This window comes from Clostridium sp. MSTE9, from assembly GCF_000277625.1.
In the GTDB taxonomy this organism is placed as follows: domain Bacteria; phylum Bacillota; class Clostridia; order Oscillospirales; family Acutalibacteraceae; genus Faecalispora; species Faecalispora jeddahensis.
Genome location: NZ_AKFU01000002.1, coordinates 1 through 18,871, shown reverse-complemented (window position 1 = coordinate 18,871; position 18,871 = coordinate 1). Strand labels below are relative to the sequence as shown.

Genomic DNA, 18,871 nt, shown 5'->3' with positions numbered 1-18,871 from the left:
GAATTTTGCCGTCACAGGTAGATTTTACCGATGGAATGAGATATAATTTATGTGACGGCAATCACCGTTTTACGACAATTGGAAAGGAGCAGAAATATGAACAAGGAACAAAAATTCTTTATCTGTAAGCATTGCGGCAATTTGGTTGGAATGATCTTCAGCTCCGGCGTACCCATGGTATGCTGTGGGGAGAAAATGACCGAGCTGGTTGCAAATACGACTGATGCCGCTACCGAGAAGCACGTTCCCGTTGTGACCGTTGAAGGGAATACCGTTACTGCTGTTGTCGGCAGTGTAGAGCATCCCATGCTGCCGGAGCACTATATCCAGTGGATTTATCTGCTGACCACCACGGGCGGCCACCGCACGGCTCTTCAGCCCGGCGAGGCCCCGAAAGCCGTATTTACATTACAGGACGATGAAAAGCCGGTTGCGGTCTATGAGTACTGCAATCTGCATGGCCTGTGGAAAACAGAGCTGTAATTCACACTCTGTGCCCTTATTTGTTTCAAATCGCAGCAGAAAAAGGTTTCCGAAAGGGCATGTTTCTCCGGAAGAGCTTTTTCTGCGGCTGCGGCAAAAGGCATCTTACTTTCGTAAGATGCCTTTTGTCCTATCTGGTTCTGGCCATCGGGCAGGCGCCCGATGGAATGATTCAGAAAGAGGAGGAGTATCATTGAAACTGACGGTTCTGGTCGACAACAATACCTATATCAATCAATATTATCTGGGGGAGCCCGGCGCCTGTTATTATATTGAGGATGGCAGTGAAAAAATTCTGCTTGATACCGGCTATTCTGACATTGCCGGGAAAAATGCACGCAAAATGGGGATCAATCTCGGCGGGCTGACGAAGATCGTGTTCTCCCACGGGCACAACGATCACACGGGCGGGCTGCAGTATTTAAAGGATGAATACGACTTATCAAACGTGGAGATCGTTTCGCACCCGGATACCTGGAAAGCAAAGCGGTTTGAAACCGAGAGCATCGGCGCGTCTTTTTCAGAGCAGGAAATCCAAGAAATCGGCCGTCTGCGTCTGACAAAGGAGCCGATCCGGCTCAGCGAGCATCTTTTCTTCCTTGGTGAGATTCCAACTGTGTGCGATTTTGAACCCCGCCTAGCTTTGGGGGAACAAAAAGCAGGGGAGGACTTCTGCGACGACTATATGCTGGATGATTCTGCCTTGGCCTACTGCGGGGATGACGGTGTTTTTGTCATCACCGGCTGTTCGCACAGCGGCATCTGCAATATCATAGAGCAGGCAAAGCGGGTGTGCGGTACTCAAACGGTTACGGGTGTGATCGGTGGTTTTCACTTGTTTCAGGTAAACGAAAGGGTAAAGGCCACCATCCGATATTTCGAGGAAGCGGGGATCCGGCAGCTGTATCCCTGCCACTGTACCTCGTTTGCCGTTCGCGCGGCAATCCATGAAAAAATCCCCGTAAAAGAAGTCGGCGTGGGTTTTACGCTCTCTTTGTAAGACAGGCAGGTTAGGAAAATCTATTTTGATAGGAATGCTTGACTTCTGTCGAAAACTTGAGTATAATAGGCACAAATCGAAAATACAAAATACCGGTTGGGCAGGATTCGGTTCCGAATTCTGTTTTCAAGATTTTGAGCTTTAAGGGTGGGAAGCTTCTGTGTGAAGCATCCCGCTCTTTTTTGTCGTCTTTTTTCCGGTGCTTCTTACAGAGCATAACTCCCCCTTTGGTAAGCCGGTCATGGCGTTAAGAGAGAAAGGGAGGATCGAAATGACTGTGTCGGAAGCTGCATTGGTTGGTGTTTTCTGCATGTCTCTCGTATTTGGGATTTTGGCGGTACTGTACTTCTTGATTCGAATTTTTACCGTTGGAATCCGCAAATTTGAAAGCGGGCGCACAGAAAAAACAGATCATAGATAGGAGGAAGGACATTGTTTATTGAAGCGATTCAAACGCTGATTCAGAGTTCGGGTTTTGCGGCTCTAACCTGGCAAAGCTTGGTCATGATTGTACTGTCACTTGTGTTAATTTATTTTGCGATCGTCAAAAAATTCGAGCCGCTGCTCCTTTTGCCCATCGCATTCGGAATGCTGCTCATCAATCTGCCCATTACCGGGCTGATGGACGCACCGGCGAACGGGCAGGCGGGCGGTTTGCTCTATTACTTATATCAGGGCGTAAAGCTGGGGATTTACCCGTCGCTGATCTTTTTAGGGATCGGCACCATGACGGATTTTGGCCCGCTGATTGCCCGGCCGAGCAGTCTGTTTTTGGGCGCGGGAGCGCAGTTCGGTATTGTTATTGCATTTATTGTGGCGGTGGCCCTGGGCTTTGCCCCAGAGGAGGCGGCGTCGATCGGTATCATCGGCGGGGCGGACGGCCCCACGGCAATTTATCTTACCTCTAAACTCGCGCCGGATCTTCTGCCGTCCATCGCAATTGCGGCATATTCCTACATGGCGCTGATCCCACTCATTCAGCCCCCGATCATGCGTGCGCTGACCACCAAGAAAGAGCGCGAGATCAAAATGACGCAGCTGCGTGAAGTCAGTAAGCTGGAGAAGGTCTGCTTCCCCATCATGGTAACGATCCTCTGCATTTTGCTGCTGCCCTCTGTCGCACCGCTGATCGGTATGCTGATGCTAGGCAATCTGTTCAAAGAGTCCGGCGTTACGGAGCGGCTTTCCAGTACCGCTCAGAACGCGTTGATCAATATTGTGACGATTTTCCTTGGGGTAACGGTTGGAGCTACTGCAACGGCGCAGCAGTTCCTCAGCCCCGCTACTCTGAAAATCATTTTCCTGGGACTGATGGCATTCTGCTTCAGCACAATCGGAGGGCTTTTGCTCGGGAAACTGATGTGCTTCTTGTCGGGCGGGAAAATCAATCCGCTCATCGGTTCCGCCGGTGTTTCGGCGGTCCCCATGGCAGCCAGAGTGGCTCAGGTGGAAGGGCAGAAAGCGAACCCGGGCAATTATCTGCTGATGCACGCCATGGGCCCGAACGTTGCCGGAGTCATTGGTTCCGCTGTTGCGGCCGGTATTCTGCTGTCACTGTTTCAATAAGATTACAAGCCACGATTTTTACTTATATTTTCCATGCAAAAGGAGAGAGGGGGACATGGGGTTCCTCCTCTCCTTTGCGCGGTTTGAGTTAGAAAGAAGGATCGATAAAAAAGAGCGTTGCTTTTTTATCGATCCTTTACTTTTTATGAAAAATGTTATACTATTTAATAGTAAATCTGGTTGTTTTTATCAATGAGCTTTGAAAGAAAACAAAGCGTCCCTGCCGGATTCCCCGACAGAGACGCTCTTTAGAAAATAAAACGAAAAATCAAAGGGGGAGAGTCTCGGGCTCTTCGTACTCTACGCCAAAGGTTTCGGCGGTTACTTTTTTCATCACCTGATCCTCTCTCGGGCGGTCTTTCGCGTCGCGAGGCGCCCCCACGATGCGGTCAACTTCCTCCAGACCTTCAATGATTTTACCGAAGGCAGCGTAGTTGCCGTCCAGGTACGGGGCATCGCCGGCCATCAGGAAGAACTGGGAACCGGCACTGTCGGGATGAGAAGCACGCGCCATGGAAATCACGCCCTTGGTGTGCTTTAAATCATTCTTGGAGCCGTTCTTGGCAAATTCGCCGCGAATATGGTAATCGGGGCCACCCATGCCGGTGCCTTCCGGGTCGCCGCCCTGAATCACAAATCCCGGGATCACGCGGTGAAAGATCGTGCCGTCATAAAAACCCTTCTTTACCAGGGACAGAAAATTGCGCACGGTATTCGGTGCAACCTCAGGGTAGAGCTCTACTTTCATAACGCGCTCGGCGGTTTCGATCGTTACAACAGGATTCATTTAAAATTCCTCCAATTACTTTGTTATCTGTTTATTATAAACCGAAAGTCCCATTTCAGCAAGGAAATACGGGATTTTACAGAGAAATTGGTATGATTTTCGGCAGCTTCCGGCTGCCAAACAGCAAAAAGGAGAAGCAGTATGAAATTTGTGTCTTGGAACGTCAACGGCCTTCGGGCCTGCCTGAATAAGGGCTTTCTTGATTTTTTCCGGGAGGCGGACGCGGATATTTTCTGCCTGCAGGAGACCAAAATGCAGGAGGGTCAGGCGGAGCTGGATTTGCCGGGGTACCTTCAGTACTGGAATTCCGCTGAAAAAAAGGGGTATTCCGGAACGGCGGTGTTTACTAAAAAAGAGCCGCTTTCCGTCTGCTATGATATCCGGCACCCGGATCATACCGGCGAGGGCCGCGCGATCACACTGGAGTTTGAGTCGTTCTATCTTGTAAACGTGTATACTCCCAACTCCCAGCGTGAGCTTGTGCGCCTTCCCTACCGGATGGAATGGGAGAATGCCTTCCGCGAGTATGTCACACAGCTGGACGAAAAAAAGCCGGTCATCATCTGCGGCGATCTGAACGTAGCGCATCAGGAGATCGACCTGAAAAACGCAAAGAGCAACATCGGCAACGCCGGTTTTTCGTATGAAGAGCGCGGCAAGCTGACCGAGCTTTTGGCGAGCGGTTTTCTGGACAGCTTCCGCGAGCTGTATCCGGATTTGACCGGTGCCTATACGTGGTGGTCCTACATGTTCAAGGCGCGCCAGAACAACGCGGGGTGGCGCATCGATTATTTTCTCATTTCCGAACGGCTGCGGGAAAAGCTGAGCGACAGCCTGATTTATTCAGAGGTACAGGGCAGCGATCACTGTCCGGTAGGACTGATATTGACCTGCAATTAAAGGCGGAGAAATCACAAGCGTGATCCACTGTTTTTATTGCAGCTCAGTATGATTTTATCTGATTAAAGGGGGATGTAAGTCATGCGCAGCACAGAATATCATCTGTCGAACCATGAACTGAAATATCTAAAGCTTCTGGCGGAGGATTATCCGACCATTCAGGCGGTATGCACGGAGATTATCAACCTTCAGGCGATTTTGAACCTGCCGAAGGGCACAGAGCATTTTATGAGCGATCTGCACGGCGAGTACGACGCTTTTTACCACATCGTCAATAACTGCTCCGGCGTTATCCGCGAGAAAGTGGACCTGGTGTTTGGCAAGACCCTGTCTGATCAGGAGCGTTCCGAAATCTGCACTCTGATTTACTATCCGGAACAAAAGCTTCGCTACATCAAGCAGACGGAATCCAACCTGGATGCCTGGTATCAGAAAACGCTGCATCAATTGATCGGCGTTTGCCGTATTACGGCGTCCAAGTATACGCGGTCAAAGGTCAGAAAGGCCCTGCCGCCGGAGTTCAGCTACATCATCGACGAGCTTCTGCACGCCCAGCCTGGGGAGGACAGCAACCAGCAGGTGTACCATGCGAAGATCATCGACACGATCATCGGCATCAATAATGCGGATGAGTTTATAACGGCGCTCTGCTCGCTGATCAAGCGCCTGGCGGTGGATTACCTTCACATTGTAGGCGATATTTTTGACCGTGGTCCCGGCGCGGACCGCATCATGGACCTTTTGATGCAGCACCACGCCGTGGATGTGGAATGGGGGAATCACGACATCCTGTGGATGGGCGCGGCCTCCGGCAGCGAGGCGTGCGCCGCCGCTGTGGTGCGCAATACCGTGGCAGGCGGGAATCTTGCCACGCTGGAGAGCGGCTACGGCATCAGCATGCGCGAGCTTGCCATGTTCGCAAAGGAGCAGTACCCGGAATGCGGGGACTTGAATCATGCCATCCGCAAGGCGATTTCGATCATCCTCTTTAAGCTGGAGGGCCAGTTGATCCGCCGTCACCCGGAATTCCAGATGGAGCACCGGATGCTGCTGCACCAGATCAATTACGAGCAGGGCACGATCGAAATTGAGGGCAAAACCTACAAGCTCAACACGACGGTGTTCCCGACCGTCAACCGCGAGAATCCCTATGAGCTCACCGAAGAAGAGAAGAATATTCTGCACGGGCTGATAGAAGATTTCAAGGAAAGCGAGAGGCTGAACCGCCACATGCGCTTTTTGTATGCGAAGGGCAGCATGTATAAATGCTTTAATCAGAATCTGCTGTTCCACGGGTGCATTCCCATGACGGCCGACGGCGAGCTGACCGGCGTCAACGTGGGGGGGCGGATCGTAAAAGGCAAAGAGCTGATGGACCTTTCCGATAAGCTGGTGCGCCGGGCTTATTTTGCTCCGCCTACCGCGGCCGATAAGCCGTTCTGCCTCGATTATATGTGGTATTTGTGGAGCGGCAAGGACTCCCCGCTGTTTGGGCGCGAGAAGATGACGACGTTTGAGCGCATGTTCATCGACGATAAAAGCGCCTGGACGGAGAAAAAGAATCCCTATTACAAGTGGTACAATCAGGAGGAAGTCTGCGAAATGCTGCTTCGGGAGTTTGGCCTGAACACGCCGTTCTGCCATATCATCAACGGCCATGTGCCGGTGCGCGCGGGCGACGGAGAAAGCCCGATCAAGGCGGGCGGAAAGCTGATCGTAATCGACGGCGGCTTCTGCGAGGCATACCACCCCACCACGGGGATCGCCGGGTATACCCTGATCTACAACTCGCATGGAATGCGCATCAAGTCGCACCAGCCGTTCGACGGCGTGCGCAGCGCGCTGGAGGAGAATAAGGACATTCAGTCCCGTTCCGATGTGTTTGAAACCCATTTTGCCCGCATGATGGTTATGGATACCGATAACGGAAACGACATCAGCAATCAGATTTACGATCTGACCATGCTGCTCAACGCATACCGTCAGGGCCTGCTTTCGCCGAAAGTGACAAAATAATTTCTGCCGGGGTCTTGCAATTGATGCTTGACCCCGGTATTCTTATAGGAACAAATATTTTGATGCCCCCCTTGCCCTTTGGTGGGGGAGCATCAAAAGGCTGACTGAAAGCGAAATGGCGATCAGCAGCGTTTGGAAAATAAGAGCAGGGAGGCGTTTTGATGTATTTAACTTTTTTTGGCGCAGATAAAGAAGTAACCGGCAGCTGTCACTGTGTGGATACAAACGGGGTCCGGTTTTTGGTAGACTGCGGGCTGCAGCAGGGTCAGGATGAAAAGGATAACGGTGTTCTTCCGTTTCTGCCCATTTCGGTAGATTTTGTGATCTGCACGCACGCGCACATTGACCACAGCGGGCGGCTGCCGCTTTTGGCAAAGCAGGGCTTCCACGGCAAAATTTATGCGACAGGCAAAACGTGTGAGCTTCTCTCCATTATGCTGCGCGACAGCGCGCACATTCAGGAAATGGATGCAACGAATGAAAACCGCAAGGGGCGCCGCGCCGGCCACGAGATGGTGGAGCCTCTTTATACGCTCGACGACGTGGAAAAGACCCTGTCGTTTTTAGAGCCGTACGAGTACGGCGAGATTTTTGAGCCCGCACCCGGCATCCGGATCCGTTTTTCCGACGCCGGCCATCTGCTCGGCTCCGCATTCACAGAGGCTTGGCTGACCGAAGAGAACATAACGAAAAAGGTGGTCTTTTCCGGGGACATCGGCAACAAAAATCAGCCCCTGATCCGCAATCCGCAGTATGTTTCAGAGGCGGACTTTGCCGTGATGGAATCTACCTATGGCCTGAAGCAGCACGAGCATGTGGACGATTACACCCCTCAGCTCGCGGAACTGATCGACAAAACGCTGGCAAACGGCGGCAATGTGATCATTCCGGCCTTTGCGGTGGGACGCACACAGGAGGTTCTGTATTTTATCCGCGAGATCAAGGAGCGCCATCTGGTCAAGAGCTTCCCGGATTTTCCGGTGTATGTGGACAGTCCCCTCGCGGCGGAGGCCACCCGTATTTTCAGCGGCGACCTGTCGGGCTACGCGGATGAGGAAACACTTGAGATTCTGCGTTCCGGCTTCAAGCCGATCTCGTTTTCCAACCTGAATATCAGCCAGAGCGCGGACGATTCCCGCGCACTGAACTTCGATACGACCCCCAAGGTTATCATTTCCTCCAGCGGCATGTGCGAGGCGGGGCGGATACGGCACCATTTAAAGCATAACCTCTGGCGGCCGGAATGCGCAATATTATTTGTCGGCTATCAGGCAAACGGCACGCTGGGCCGTTTGCTGGTCGACGGCATCAAAGAAGTCAAGCTGTTCGGCGAAGAAATCACCGTTCAGGCGCAGATTCACAACTTCCGCGCGCTCAGCGGCCACGCCGACCACGAGGGCCTGCTCGAGTGGCTGCGGGCGTTCCAGCCAAAGCCGCAGCGCGTGTTTATCGTGCACGGCGAGCGTGAAACCTGCCTTGCTTTCTCAGAAGAGCTGAGCGATTTGGGCTACGACATTTATGTGCCGAATTTCGAAGCCAGATACGACCTGCTGGCAGATAAAGAGCTGGACTTCGGCGTCGATGTCTCTCTGCAGCGCGGTGAGCAGTCCCAGAAGGCCAAAGCCCGCAAGCTTGCTTCCGCATTCCAGCGCCTGCTGGCCGCAGAGAAGCAGCTGCACCAGACTGTTCTGCGCAACGAGGGCGGCGCCAACAAGGATTTGGCCCGTTTTGCCGATCAAATCCTGTCCCTTGCAAAGAAATGGGAACGGTAAGACGCTTCTACAGAAAAAGCTTAGCGTAAAAGAATGTCCGGCTTTGCCGGCGAAGCTTAGAAAGCCTGTGATACAGAAAAACCTCCTTTTGCCTGCCGGCCCGGGCAAAAGGGGACTTTTTATAAATGCGGTGCCAATACGCCTGCACCCATTGCTTCCGTTTGACATAGTAACTTTATTTTGCTATAGTGATTCGCAGAAAGAAAGCGGAGCAGGGAGGCAGTCAAAATGAAATATACACCCAAACTGGAAAAAGAAATCATGTGTCCGATCGAATACGGGCTCGATATTTTCGGCGGGAAATGGAAGTCCAGAATTCTCTGCGTTTTGTCGTCTGCAGAGGTTATGAGATATAATGAAATTCGAAAAGAGCTGGGGAATATCACCGATGCGGTGCTTGCCGCGATGCTAAAAGAACTGATTGCGGATGACCTGATCAACCGTACTCAATATAATGAAATTCCGCCGAAAGTGGAATATTCTCTTACTCAAAAGGGAAAATCCGTGCTTCCGATTCTTCAAAGCATTTGTCAATGGTCCAGAACCCATGCGGCGGTCAGTCTGGACAAAAAGCTGCCTCCATGCAAAACCTGCAGCCAGCTGCCCTCTTAAACTAAGAAATTTATGAGTGACTTATAAATTTGCTAATATATTTACTCTGCCGAGTACCTTTGTTATAGTCTAAGCATGGTTACAGGAAACCAAAGACAATTTTAGTGGAGGTATGAAACATGAGTGCAAAAGCTTATCTTGAAATCACAATGGTCATCAGCGAGGCGAATCGTCCTGCGGCAGCCAGGGTGTATTCCGATTATCGTCAGCCGTTTCTGTCCGGAATTCAGGGGGCTGTATCGAAGGAGCTGCTGATTCGTGACGAGGACGTGCAGGTGCTGCATGGCTTTGACAGTGTCGAACATGCAAGGGCATACCTGGAAAGCGAATTGTTTCAGAACGACGTTTTCGTTGGGTTAAAGCCCTTGTGGAGCGCTGATCCCGAGGTTAAGATTTATTTGGCGGTGTAAGCCTTTCTCTAAAAACCGAGGGGCATATGTCCCTCGGTTTTTTCTATCTATTTTGTCAGGAGTTATATGGAAGTGTTTTCAATATCGGGGTTTTTATCCTATTGCTTTATCAATGCGTTTACTCCCGGGCCGGGGAATCTTCTTGCACTGAATACAATGGTTCGGTACGGCTTTCGAAGAAGCCGGTTCTTGCTGGCCGGTATTTTCTTAGGCTATTATGCGGTACAAACAGCCTGTGCATTTATGGTTTATTCTTTGGGATCGCACTTTGAGTCTGCTTTGGGCTATATGAGATACATAGGAGCAGCCTACATTGTCTGGCTGGCGTTTCACATATTAACCAGCAGGCCGGGCAGCGATCACACGGAAAAAGCCCCCAGCCTGTTATCGGGCTTTCTCCTCCAGCTGATCAATGTAAAAATCTATATGTTTGGCATCACCGCTTTGATCGGGTATGTCACTCCTTTCAGCAGCAGTCTTGGTGTTATACTCGCCACTTCATTTCTGATTGCGACAATGGGGACCTGCGCTACGACGGTTTGGGCCTTTTTCGGCACAATGATTCAGGGCATATATGATCGGTATTACTTACCGGTGAATCTCATCATGGCTCTTGTTCTGCTGTACAATGCTTTTACCATGATCGTTCATTAAAGGGAAACACAGAAACGCGCCTGGAAGCGGCTGATAAAAGCCACGCCCAAGCGCGTTTTTGTTTCTGATTTTATCAAAGCGAGCATTACGCTTTGTTGTTTTCTTTCAGCAAGTCCCTGATTTCGGTCAAAAGCTCTTCTTCCTTGCTTAATACAGGGGTCTCCGGCTCGGCAGCCGGCTCTTCGTCCTTTTTCTGGCGCAGCTTGTTCATCAGCTTGATCATAATGAAGATCACAAATGCAGTGATCACGAAATCCAATACGTTCTGCAGAAACGCGCCGTAGGCGATTACGATGTCGGCGCCGCCGAACGTATCCGGAATCGTCAGGGCCAGCTTGCCCAGATTGATTTTTCCGGTAATGGCCGAAAGAACAGGGGTAATAATGTCTTTTACCAAAGACGAAGTGATCTGTCCGAACGCACCGCCGATGATCACGCCGACGGCAAGATCAATCACATTGCCGCGCATCGCGAATTCTTTAAATTCCTGGATGAACTTTTTCACGTGCTGTTCCTCCTGTTTGTCCATGATTTACCACTCCAAAAGGTTTTCGATAGTCATTATCATATCAGAATTTGTCAAAAAAATCAACTTTGTGCCGGTAGGGAAACCGGGGAACAAAGTTGATTTTTTTGGGTGTTTTATCAGTGCTATGCGGTTGTAACCTGCTTTTCTGTGCGCTGCTTCAGGGATTCACGGGCCACCGCCAGCATCAGCTTGATGCGGTTTTCCTGATTGACGCGCGTGGCGCTCGGGTCGTAATCGATCGGCACGATGTTGGCGCGGTCGTCGATCTCTTTGATCCGGCGGATCATGCCCTTGCCGCAGATGTGGTTCGGCAGGCAGCCGAACGGCTGTGTGCAGACGATGTTTTCAAAGCCGCATTCCACCAGCTCGAGCATCTCGGCGGTCAGCAGCCAGCCTTCGCCCATCTTGTTTCCGTAGCCGATCACGTCTTTGACCAGTGCTTTCGTGTGGGCGTAATTCATCGGGGCCTCAAAGCACGGCTGTGTTTTTACGGCGGCGATCAAGAGTTCCTGCATTTTTACCAGGTAATCCATCATGGCCTTTACCACGCGGAATTTCACCGGATTGCCGCCGTACAGCTTGATGTCCTCCATGCGGTTATCCACCTTGAACAGCATAAAGTTCAGCAGGCCCGGTACGTTGACCTCGCAGTCCTGTTCGGCAAGGAACTGCTCAAGCTGGTTGTTGCCGAGGGGGGAGTATTTGACAAAGATCTCTCCGACGATTCCCACACGCACCTTCGGCACGCGGTGAACGGGGATCGCCGCAAATTCCGCGGCGATTTTTTCCAGGTTTCCCTTTTGCTGTTTTAACGAATAGCCTTCATCGCGGTTGAACTGAGCGGTAAGCTCCGTAATCCATTTCTGAACCAACGCGGCACTCTCGCCTTTTTTCAGCTCGTAGGGTTTTACCTGATTGTCGAGCAGCATGAGCAGATCGCCGTACACAAGGCCCGCGATCAGGCGGCGCAGCATGGGCAGGGTCAGCGAAAAGCCCGGATTGCTCTCAAGGCCCGACAGATTCAGGGAAACCACCGGGATATTCTCCATGCCCGCTCTGCGCAGAGCCTTGCGCAGCAGGTGAATGTAATTAGAGGCACGGCAGCCGCCGCCTGTCTGCGTAATAATCAGCGCGGTGCGGTCCAGGTCATATTTTCCGCTTTTCAGCGCGTCCATGAACTGGCCGATCACGAGCAGGGCGGGGTAACAGGTGTCGTTGTGCACATATTTCAGGCCCTCATGCACCACGTTTGGGCCGTCGTTTTTCAAAAGTACCATATTGTAGCCGCAGTTGCGGAAGACATTGATAATCAGCGAAAAATGGATTTCCGCCATCTGCGGGCAAAGGATGGTGTATTCCTGCTTCATTTCCTTGGTAAACAGGATACGTCCGGTCTTATCTCTTTTCAGTTCCGCCAAGAACGATCACCTCACTGTTCCAATGCGGCGAACAGGCTGCGCAGTCTGATTTTCACCGCTCCCAGATTCGTAATTTCATCGATTTTGATCTGTGTATAGATTTTGCCTTCCGCTTCCAGTATCTCGCGCACCTCGTCGGTGGTAATCGCGTCTACGCCGCAGCCGAACGAGACCAGCTGCACCAGGTTCATGTCCGGCCGGGTGCCGATGTACTTTGCGGCGGCATACAAGCGGGAATGATACGTCCACTGGTTGAGCACGCCGGTGCGGAATTTCTCCACGCGGTTGCTGATCACATCCTCCGAAATCACGGCGGCGCCGAGGCTGGTGATCAGCTTGTTGATGCCGTGGTTGATTTCCGGGTCAAGGTGGTACGGGCGGCCGCTCAGCACGATGATCGGCTTGTGCAGGCGTTCTGCTTCTTCAATGATGCGCTCGCCCTCCTTGTGCACCTGTGCAAAATACCTGTCGTATTCCTCATAGGCGGCCTTCGCGGCCTTCTGAACCTCATGCAGGCTGATGCCGGAGAAATACTGATTCAGAATCTGGTGCATTTTAATGGGGAAGTCGCGCTTTCTGTGAATGCCCACATAGTCGTGGATAAAGGTTTTCTGCTTGAGCTCCTCCACGTTGGCCGAAAGCACCTCGGGATAATATGCGACCACCGGGCAGTTGTAATGGTTGTCGCCCAGTCCCTCGTCCAGATTATAAGACATACAGGGATAAAAGATGGTATCGATCCCCTGCCGCAGCAGCGCTTCAATGTGTCCGTGCATCAGCTTTGCGGGGAAGCAGACGGTATCGGACGGAATGGTATGCTGCCCGTCCAGATACAGCGAGCGGGTCGAAAGGGGAGAAGGGATCACTTCAAAGCCCAGCGTCGTCCAGAACGAATGCCAGAACGGCAGCAGCTCATAGAAATTCAGGCCCATCGGGATACCGATTTTTCCGCGGGTACCGGGTACCGGCTGGTAGCTTTGCAGCAGATCGAGCTTGTAGGTGTAGATATCGAGCGTCGGCCCGCCCTGCTGGCGTGTGACCGGCTTTTCGCACCGGTTGCCGCCGATGAAGCGCCGGTTGCCGCCAAAGTTGTTGATCGTCAGGCGGCAGTGGTTGCTGCACAGGCCGCAGGTGGCTACCTTTACCTCGTGGGTAAAGTCCCTGAGCTCCTCATAAGGAAGCAGGGTGCTCGTTTCTTTGGCCCGGCTCTTTGCGTACAGCGCCGCGCCGAACGCGCCCATCAGGCCCGAAATGTCGGGGCGGATGACGTTGACGCCAAGCTCCTTTTCAAACACGCGCAGCACCGCGTCGTTCAGGAAGGTACCGCCCTGCACCACAATGTTTTTGCCCAGCTCTTCGGCGGAAGCGGCACGGATGACCTTGTAGATCGCGTTTTTGACAACACTGACGGAAAGGCCCGCGGAGATATCCTCCGTGGTGGCGCCGTCCTTCTGCGCCTGCTTGACAGAGGAGTTCATGAACACCGTGCAGCGTGAGCCAAGGTCGACCGGGTTCTTTGCAAACAAGCCCTTCCGGGCGAAATCCGCAATGTCGTACCCAAGGGTATTCGCGAAGGTCTGTAAAAACGAACCGCAGCCGGAGGAGCAGGCTTCGTTGAGGAAGATGTTATCCACCGCTCCGTTTCGGATTTTAAAGCATTTCATGTCCTGCCCGCCGATGTCGATGACGAAGTCGACGTCCGGCATAAAGTATTTGGCGGCGGTAAAGTGCGCCATCGTCTCCACAATGCCGAAATCCAGGTTGAACGCGTTTTTCAGCAGCTCTTCGCCGTATCCGGTCACGGCGGAGGAGCAGATCGTCAGATTGGGGTACTGCTCGTACAGATTCATCAGGTATTCGCGGATGATCGGCACCGGATTGCCGGAATTGCTCTGATAAATGGAATCGAGAAGCTCGCAGTCCTCCCCGAGCACCACCGCTTTTACCGTGGTGGAACCGGCGTCGATGCCAAGGTACGCCTTTCCATTATATTGGGTAATTTCTCCGCGCTTTGCGCGACAGCTCTGGTGGCGCTCCTGAAACTCCCGGTATTCCTGCTCGTCGCGGAACAGAGAGGGGATGGACAAAAAGTCGCTCTTCCCACGGTATGCTTCTATGTTCGTCAGCGCAGTGTCCAAATCCACAGCGGATTCACTGCTGAACGCGGCGCCCATCGCCACGTAGTACAAAGAATTTTCGGGGCAGACGCCCTTTACCTTCAAAGCGGTGTCAAAGCTCTCCCGCAGTTCGGAGAGAAACGTCAGCGGCCCGCCAAGGTAGATCACCTTGCCGCGGATCGGGCGGCCCTGCGCCAGGCCGGCGATGGTCTGGTTGGCCACGGCGGCAAAAATGCTGGCAGAAATATCGCTTTTGCGCGCGCCCTGATTGAGCAGCGGCTGAACGTCAGACTTGGCGAACACGCCGCAGCGCGAAGCAATGGTATAAATCTTCTCGTGCTGTGCGGCCAGCTCGTTCATCTCTTCCAGAGAAATGTGCAGCAAAGTCGCCATCTGGTCAATAAATGCCCCGGTTCCGCCGGCGCACGAGCCGTTCATGCGAACCTCGGTTCCGCCGGTCAAAAACAGGATTTTCGCGTCCTCGCCGCCCAGCTCGATAATCACATCCGCATCGGGGATCAGCTTGCCCATAGCCACACGGGTCGCGTAGACCTCTTGAATAAAGGGTAAGTCGCAGGTCTGGGCAATTCCCATTCCCGCCGAGCCGGACACTGACAGATAAGCGGGCGCTCCGTTTAAAACTTCCGCCTGAATTTTGCGCAGAAGCTCCGCCATTTTTTCAGTGATCTGTGAAAAATGCCGCTCATATGATTGATATACAATTTGATTGTCATCGTTCAACACGACGCACTTGATGGTCGTGGAACCGACGTCAAGTCCGATTCTCATCCTATCGTCCCATTTCCTCCGCAATATTTTGGCTGTTTTGGCTTTTGCATTTCATGAACAAGGCCGGTCTGGCGGCCCTGTATTGATTAATATGACACGGAATTGAATTAGTTAGGTTGCTTAACTACTTTTGCTGTTCCTATTGTAATGCAGATTTTACGTTTTGGCAAGCGCTGCGCGCCGCCTTACGGAATTTTAAGAGATTTACACAATTCATTTACTATATATTGTATGGATATGTTCTAAAATACACCTGATTTAGTAAAAATTTGAAACATTGGCAGGCGCTGCATCACAAAAAATAGAAATTGTTCTCTATCACTTTACCGTGTTTTTTGGCGAATGTCAATTTCTGGAGGTTGTCTTTTGATCGCGTTTCATTTTAGAAAAAGGATGATTTCTTCCCCCGCCGCAAGCGGGGGAAGAAATCGCTGGATTGAACATCAGATCATTTGTATAGAAAGGGACGATACTGCGAAAAAAATGGAATTTTGAATCTGCGGTGTTGACAAATGAAAAGCGCCGTCATATAATAGGGGCAATAACAGAAACCTGTGAGTAAGAGTAGTAGCCGGGCAGGATGTCTTTTCAGAGAGCCGCATGTGGTGGAATTGCGGTAAGAGATCGCACGGGGAATGGACTTATGAGGGCGGGGCGAACGGCAGTGTGCCAAGTAGTCTGCGACGGGGGCTCTGCCCGTTATCAGTGGAGCGCATATCAAACGGGTATGTGAGAAAAGAGGGCGCAAAAGCGTCAATTTGGGTGGTACCGCAGGAGCAAACGCTCTTGTCCCTGAGCAATCGGGGGCAAGGGCTTTTTTTATTGTCCAACAGGAGGTGGGGCATATGCCGGATGGCTGGTGGAAGCGCAGAACCGATCAAAAATTCCTCAGAAACAATATTGAAATAATGCAAATAGAAAGGTTTGATATTCCTATGAAAAAGCTGATCAAAAAAATTGCCGCAGTTTCCCTGACCGCAGTCATGGCCGCAGGATTTGCCGGATGCTCCAATGGCACCTCTGCTTCTTCCGCCGCTTCCGGCGGAGAGAAAACACTAAAGATCGGTGTGATTCAATATGCGCCGCATCCGTCGCTCGATAACTGCTACACAGGTTTTGTAGAAGGACTGAAGGAAGCCGGATATGAAGATGGCAAAAATTTGACCATCGATTTCCAGAATGCGCAGGGCGACGCTTCCAACAGTGACCTGATCGCGAAGAACATGGTTTCTTCCAAATATGATATGCTGGTCGGCATTGCCACCCCGTCGGCCATGTCCGCTTACAGCGCGGCCAAAGAGACCGATATCCCCGTGGTGTTTACCGCGGTTTCCGATCCTGTGGCGGCCGGGCTGGTCAAGAGCCTGGAAAAACCCGAAAACAACATCACCGGCAGCTCCGATGTTCTCCCGCTGGAGGAACAGGTCAAGATGATCCGTGCCTTCCTGCCGAATGCGAAGAAAATCGGCGTGCTCTACACAACCAGCGAGCCGAACTCCGTCAGCCAGCTGGCCACTCTGAAAGAGGTTGCGAGCAAATATAATTTTGCAGTTGTGGAATCCGGCGTCGTCAATGCGTCTGAGGTTGCTTCCGCCGCAGCGTCGCTCGTCAGCAAGGGCGTCGACTGCATCAATAACTTTACGGACAACAACGTCGTCAATAATCTGCAGGTGGTTCTGCAGGCTGCAAATAAGGGCAACATCCCGGTATTCGGTTCCGAGATCGAGCAGGTGAAAAACGGCTGCCTGGCTTCTCAGGGAATCGACTATGTCGCGCTCGGCAAAGAGACCGGCAAAATGGCGGCTTCGATTCTGAAGGGTGAAAAGAAAGCCGGAGAAACCCCTGTTTACATTGTAAAGGATTTTGCTCCTGTCTATAATGCCGATGTTCTGAACATTTTCGGCATGACCCTGCCGAAGGATTACGAAAATGCGCAGGCGGTCACGGAAGATTCCGCGGCATCGAGCAAATAATAACACAAACAGCGTTGCGATACTGTGATGCTGGATTCAAAAGCCTGATCTGATTTGCAGTTTCTCTGCCCGCCGAACACGCGGCAGAGAAATTGCTGTGTGTTCAAACTTGATTTGTACGGAAAGCGGGTAACAGTGAATGGATGTTTTTTTTGGTCTGTTCTTCAACGTAATGGAGGAAGGCCTGATTTACGGAATTATGGCGATGGGCGTGTACATTACCTATCGGATTCTGGGGTTCCCGGATCTGTCGGTAGACGGCACGTTCCCGCTGGGCGCGTGTGTAACAGGGGCTTTGATTGCCGTTGGCGTAAATCCCTGGGTCGCGTGCCTTGCGGCCTTTCTGGCCGGCGCGGCTGCCGGCTGCGTCACCGGGCTGCTGCATGTAAAGCTGCATATTACCGACCTGCTTTCCGGTATTCTGGTGATGACGGGCCTGTGGAGCGTGAACCTTGTGGTGACAAGGGGCTCCGCGGTGCTTCCCTTCTACAATAAGCCGACCATCTTTACCTCCGGCCCCATTGTTCACCTGATGCCGCCCGGTATGCAGGATTACCGTGTGGTGCTGATCGTGCTGCTGGTGGTTATCGTGGTCAAGGTGCTGCTCGATCTGTATTTAAAGACGAAGTCCGGCCTGCTGCTTCGCGCTTCGGGCAATAACCCGCAGTATGTGATCTCGCTCGGTAAAGACCCGGGACGAATGAAGATCGCCGGGCTTGCGATCGGCAACGGCTGCACGGCTCTGGCCGGCTCCATTCTGGCGCAGCAGACAGAAACCGCAAATATCTACGGCGGTACGGGTATGGTCGTTATGGCTTTGGCCTCGGTCATTATCGGTACCAGCCTGTTCGGAAAGATCAAGTTCATTCGCCCCACCGCCATGGTGGTGATCGGCGCAATCCTGTATAAAACCTGCCTGGTGATCGCGATGCAGCTCGGCCTGCCCACGAACTACCTCAAGCTGCTGATGGCCCTGCTGTTCACACTGGCTCTGGTAGGGAATCAGGCGTTTTCGGGAAGGAGGAAGCATCCGCATGTCGTCAACCCAACTCAAATCTGACAGCATGGTCAGTCTGCGGAATATCTGCAAAACCTTTTCCCCCGATTCCGTCAGTGAGGTCGTTCTGTTTTCCGATTTTAATCTCGAAATCCTGCCCGGGCAGTTTGTTTCGGTGGTCGGCAGCAACGGCTCCGGCAAAACCACCATGCTCAACCTGATCTGCGGCAGTATCGTGCCCGACAGCGGCAGCATTCTGCTCAAGGGTGAGGATATCAGCAAGAGGAAGGAATTTCAGCGTTCCAAATCGATTGGCCGGGTATTTCAGGATCCCGCAAAGGGAACCTGCCCGGAGCTGACCATTTTAGAGAATATGGCTCTCGCGGACAATAAAGGCTCGTTCTACGGGCTTTCCCGCGGCGTCAGCCGCCGCCGTACCGATGAATACCGCACCATGCTGCAGCGTCTTGATTTGGGGCTTGAGGATAAGCTCAGCGTGCAGGTGGGCAGTCTTTCCGGCGGGCAAAGGCAGGCGCTGGCCCTCTTGATTTCGACCATGACGCCGATCGATCTGCTGATCCTCGATGAGCACACGGCGGCTCTGGATCCCCGGTCCTCCGAAAATGTAATGCGCCTGACACAGGAGCTGGTAACGGAAAAGCACCTGACGACGCTGATGGTGACCCACAATCTGAAATATTCGATTCAGTACGGCAACCGGCTGCTGATGATGCATCAGGGCCAGGCGGTGATCGACGCTGCGGACGAGGCAAAGGAAGCCCTGTCTACGGATGATCTTCTGAATCGCTTTAATCAGATCAGCCTCGAGGTCGGGAATTAAATCTTTT

The 18,871-nt window shown here is 52.3% G+C and carries 16 protein-coding genes and 1 other annotated feature; of the genes, 12 read left to right on the top strand and 4 right to left on the bottom strand.

Features of this window, described 5'->3' with window-relative positions:
- Window positions 1-96: 96 nt before the first annotated feature.
- The 3 genes from HMPREF1141_RS00310 to HMPREF1141_RS00300 all read left to right on the top strand — a co-directional run bounded on the left by HMPREF1141_RS00310 (window position 97) and on the right by HMPREF1141_RS00300 (window position 3,049).
- Window positions 97-483 (top strand): desulfoferrodoxin family protein, encoded by a 387-nt coding sequence (locus HMPREF1141_RS00310; protein ID WP_009059854.1) that lies wholly within the window; start codon window positions 97-99, stop codon window positions 481-483.
- 193 nt (window positions 484-676) lie between these two features.
- Window positions 677-1,483 carry an MBL fold metallo-hydrolase gene (locus HMPREF1141_RS00305; protein ID WP_009059802.1) on the top strand — a complete coding sequence of 269 codons (807 nt, stop codon included), beginning with the start codon at window positions 677-679 and terminating at the stop codon, window positions 1,481-1,483.
- Window positions 1,484-1,577: 94 nt separating this feature from the next.
- Window positions 1,578-1,640 (top strand) — a sequence feature (sodium ion sensor (DUF1646 type); this cis-regulatory element may regulate processes involved in with the transportation of sodium ions).
- A gap of 275 nt (window positions 1,641-1,915) precedes the next feature.
- A complete protein-coding gene (locus tag HMPREF1141_RS00300) occupies window positions 1,916-3,049 on the top strand; it encodes a sodium ion-translocating decarboxylase subunit beta (protein ID WP_009059858.1) in 1,134 nt (377 codons plus the stop codon).
- A 268-nt stretch (window positions 3,050-3,317) separates the two neighbouring features.
- Here HMPREF1141_RS00300 and HMPREF1141_RS00295 read toward each other — a convergent pair whose 3' ends face one another.
- Window positions 3,318-3,836 (bottom strand): peptidylprolyl isomerase, encoded by a 519-nt coding sequence (locus HMPREF1141_RS00295; protein ID WP_009059825.1) that lies wholly within the window; start codon window positions 3,834-3,836, stop codon window positions 3,318-3,320.
- Between the two features lie 141 nt (window positions 3,837-3,977).
- Between HMPREF1141_RS00295 and HMPREF1141_RS00290 the strand changes: the two genes are divergently transcribed.
- From HMPREF1141_RS00290 to HMPREF1141_RS00265, 6 genes are all read left to right on the top strand, one after another.
- Window positions 3,978-4,736, top strand: a complete 759-nt coding sequence (locus HMPREF1141_RS00290) for an exodeoxyribonuclease III (protein ID WP_009059819.1) — start codon at window positions 3,978-3,980, stop codon at window positions 4,734-4,736.
- 81 nt (window positions 4,737-4,817) lie between these two features.
- Window positions 4,818-6,752 (top strand): fructose-bisphosphatase class III, encoded by a 1,935-nt coding sequence (locus HMPREF1141_RS00285; protein ID WP_009059822.1) that lies wholly within the window; start codon window positions 4,818-4,820, stop codon window positions 6,750-6,752.
- A 161-nt stretch (window positions 6,753-6,913) separates the two neighbouring features.
- The gene (locus tag HMPREF1141_RS00280; protein ID WP_009059862.1) at window positions 6,914-8,524 is read left to right on the top strand and encodes an MBL fold metallo-hydrolase; all 1,611 of its coding nucleotides are present in this window, start codon (window positions 6,914-6,916) and stop codon (window positions 8,522-8,524) included.
- Between the two features lie 228 nt (window positions 8,525-8,752).
- Window positions 8,753-9,136 (top strand): helix-turn-helix domain-containing protein, encoded by a 384-nt coding sequence (locus HMPREF1141_RS00275; protein WP_009059778.1) that lies wholly within the window; start codon window positions 8,753-8,755, stop codon window positions 9,134-9,136.
- A 119-nt stretch (window positions 9,137-9,255) separates the two neighbouring features.
- Window positions 9,256-9,546, top strand: coding sequence for a hypothetical protein (locus HMPREF1141_RS00270; RefSeq protein ID WP_009059824.1), 291 nt, complete (start codon window positions 9,256-9,258; stop codon window positions 9,544-9,546).
- 72 nt (window positions 9,547-9,618) lie between these two features.
- Window positions 9,619-10,200, top strand: a complete 582-nt coding sequence (locus tag HMPREF1141_RS00265; protein ID WP_242841501.1) for a LysE family transporter — start codon at window positions 9,619-9,621, stop codon at window positions 10,198-10,200.
- A gap of 85 nt (window positions 10,201-10,285) precedes the next feature.
- Here HMPREF1141_RS00265 and mscL read toward each other — a convergent pair whose 3' ends face one another.
- The 3 genes from mscL to HMPREF1141_RS00250 form a co-directional block, all read right to left on the bottom strand.
- A complete protein-coding gene (gene mscL, locus HMPREF1141_RS00260; RefSeq protein ID WP_009059812.1) occupies window positions 10,286-10,729 on the bottom strand; it encodes a large-conductance mechanosensitive channel protein MscL in 444 nt (147 codons plus the stop codon).
- Window positions 10,730-10,851: 122 nt separating this feature from the next.
- Window positions 10,852-12,147 (bottom strand): 2-hydroxyacyl-CoA dehydratase, encoded by a 1,296-nt coding sequence (locus HMPREF1141_RS00255; RefSeq protein WP_009059754.1) that lies wholly within the window; start codon window positions 12,145-12,147, stop codon window positions 10,852-10,854.
- 11 nt (window positions 12,148-12,158) lie between these two features.
- Window positions 12,159-15,053: an acyl-CoA dehydratase activase-related protein gene (locus tag HMPREF1141_RS00250; protein ID WP_009059864.1), complete on the bottom strand. Its 2,895-nt coding sequence runs from the start codon at window positions 15,051-15,053 to the stop codon at window positions 12,159-12,161.
- Window positions 15,054-15,988: 935 nt separating this feature from the next.
- Here HMPREF1141_RS00250 and HMPREF1141_RS00245 point away from each other — a divergent pair.
- From HMPREF1141_RS00245 to HMPREF1141_RS00235, 3 genes are all read left to right on the top strand, one after another.
- A complete protein-coding gene (locus HMPREF1141_RS00245; RefSeq protein ID WP_242824532.1) occupies window positions 15,989-17,026 on the top strand; it encodes an ABC transporter substrate-binding protein in 1,038 nt (345 codons plus the stop codon).
- 139 nt (window positions 17,027-17,165) lie between these two features.
- Window positions 17,166-18,086, top strand: coding sequence for an ABC transporter (locus HMPREF1141_RS00240; protein WP_009059818.1), 921 nt, complete (start codon window positions 17,166-17,168; stop codon window positions 18,084-18,086).
- A gap of 4 nt (window positions 18,087-18,090) precedes the next feature.
- Window positions 18,091-18,864 carry an ATP-binding cassette domain-containing protein gene (locus tag HMPREF1141_RS00235; protein ID WP_035316319.1) on the top strand — a complete coding sequence of 258 codons (774 nt, stop codon included), beginning with the start codon at window positions 18,091-18,093 and terminating at the stop codon, window positions 18,862-18,864.
- Window positions 18,865-18,871: the final 7 nt, after the last annotated feature.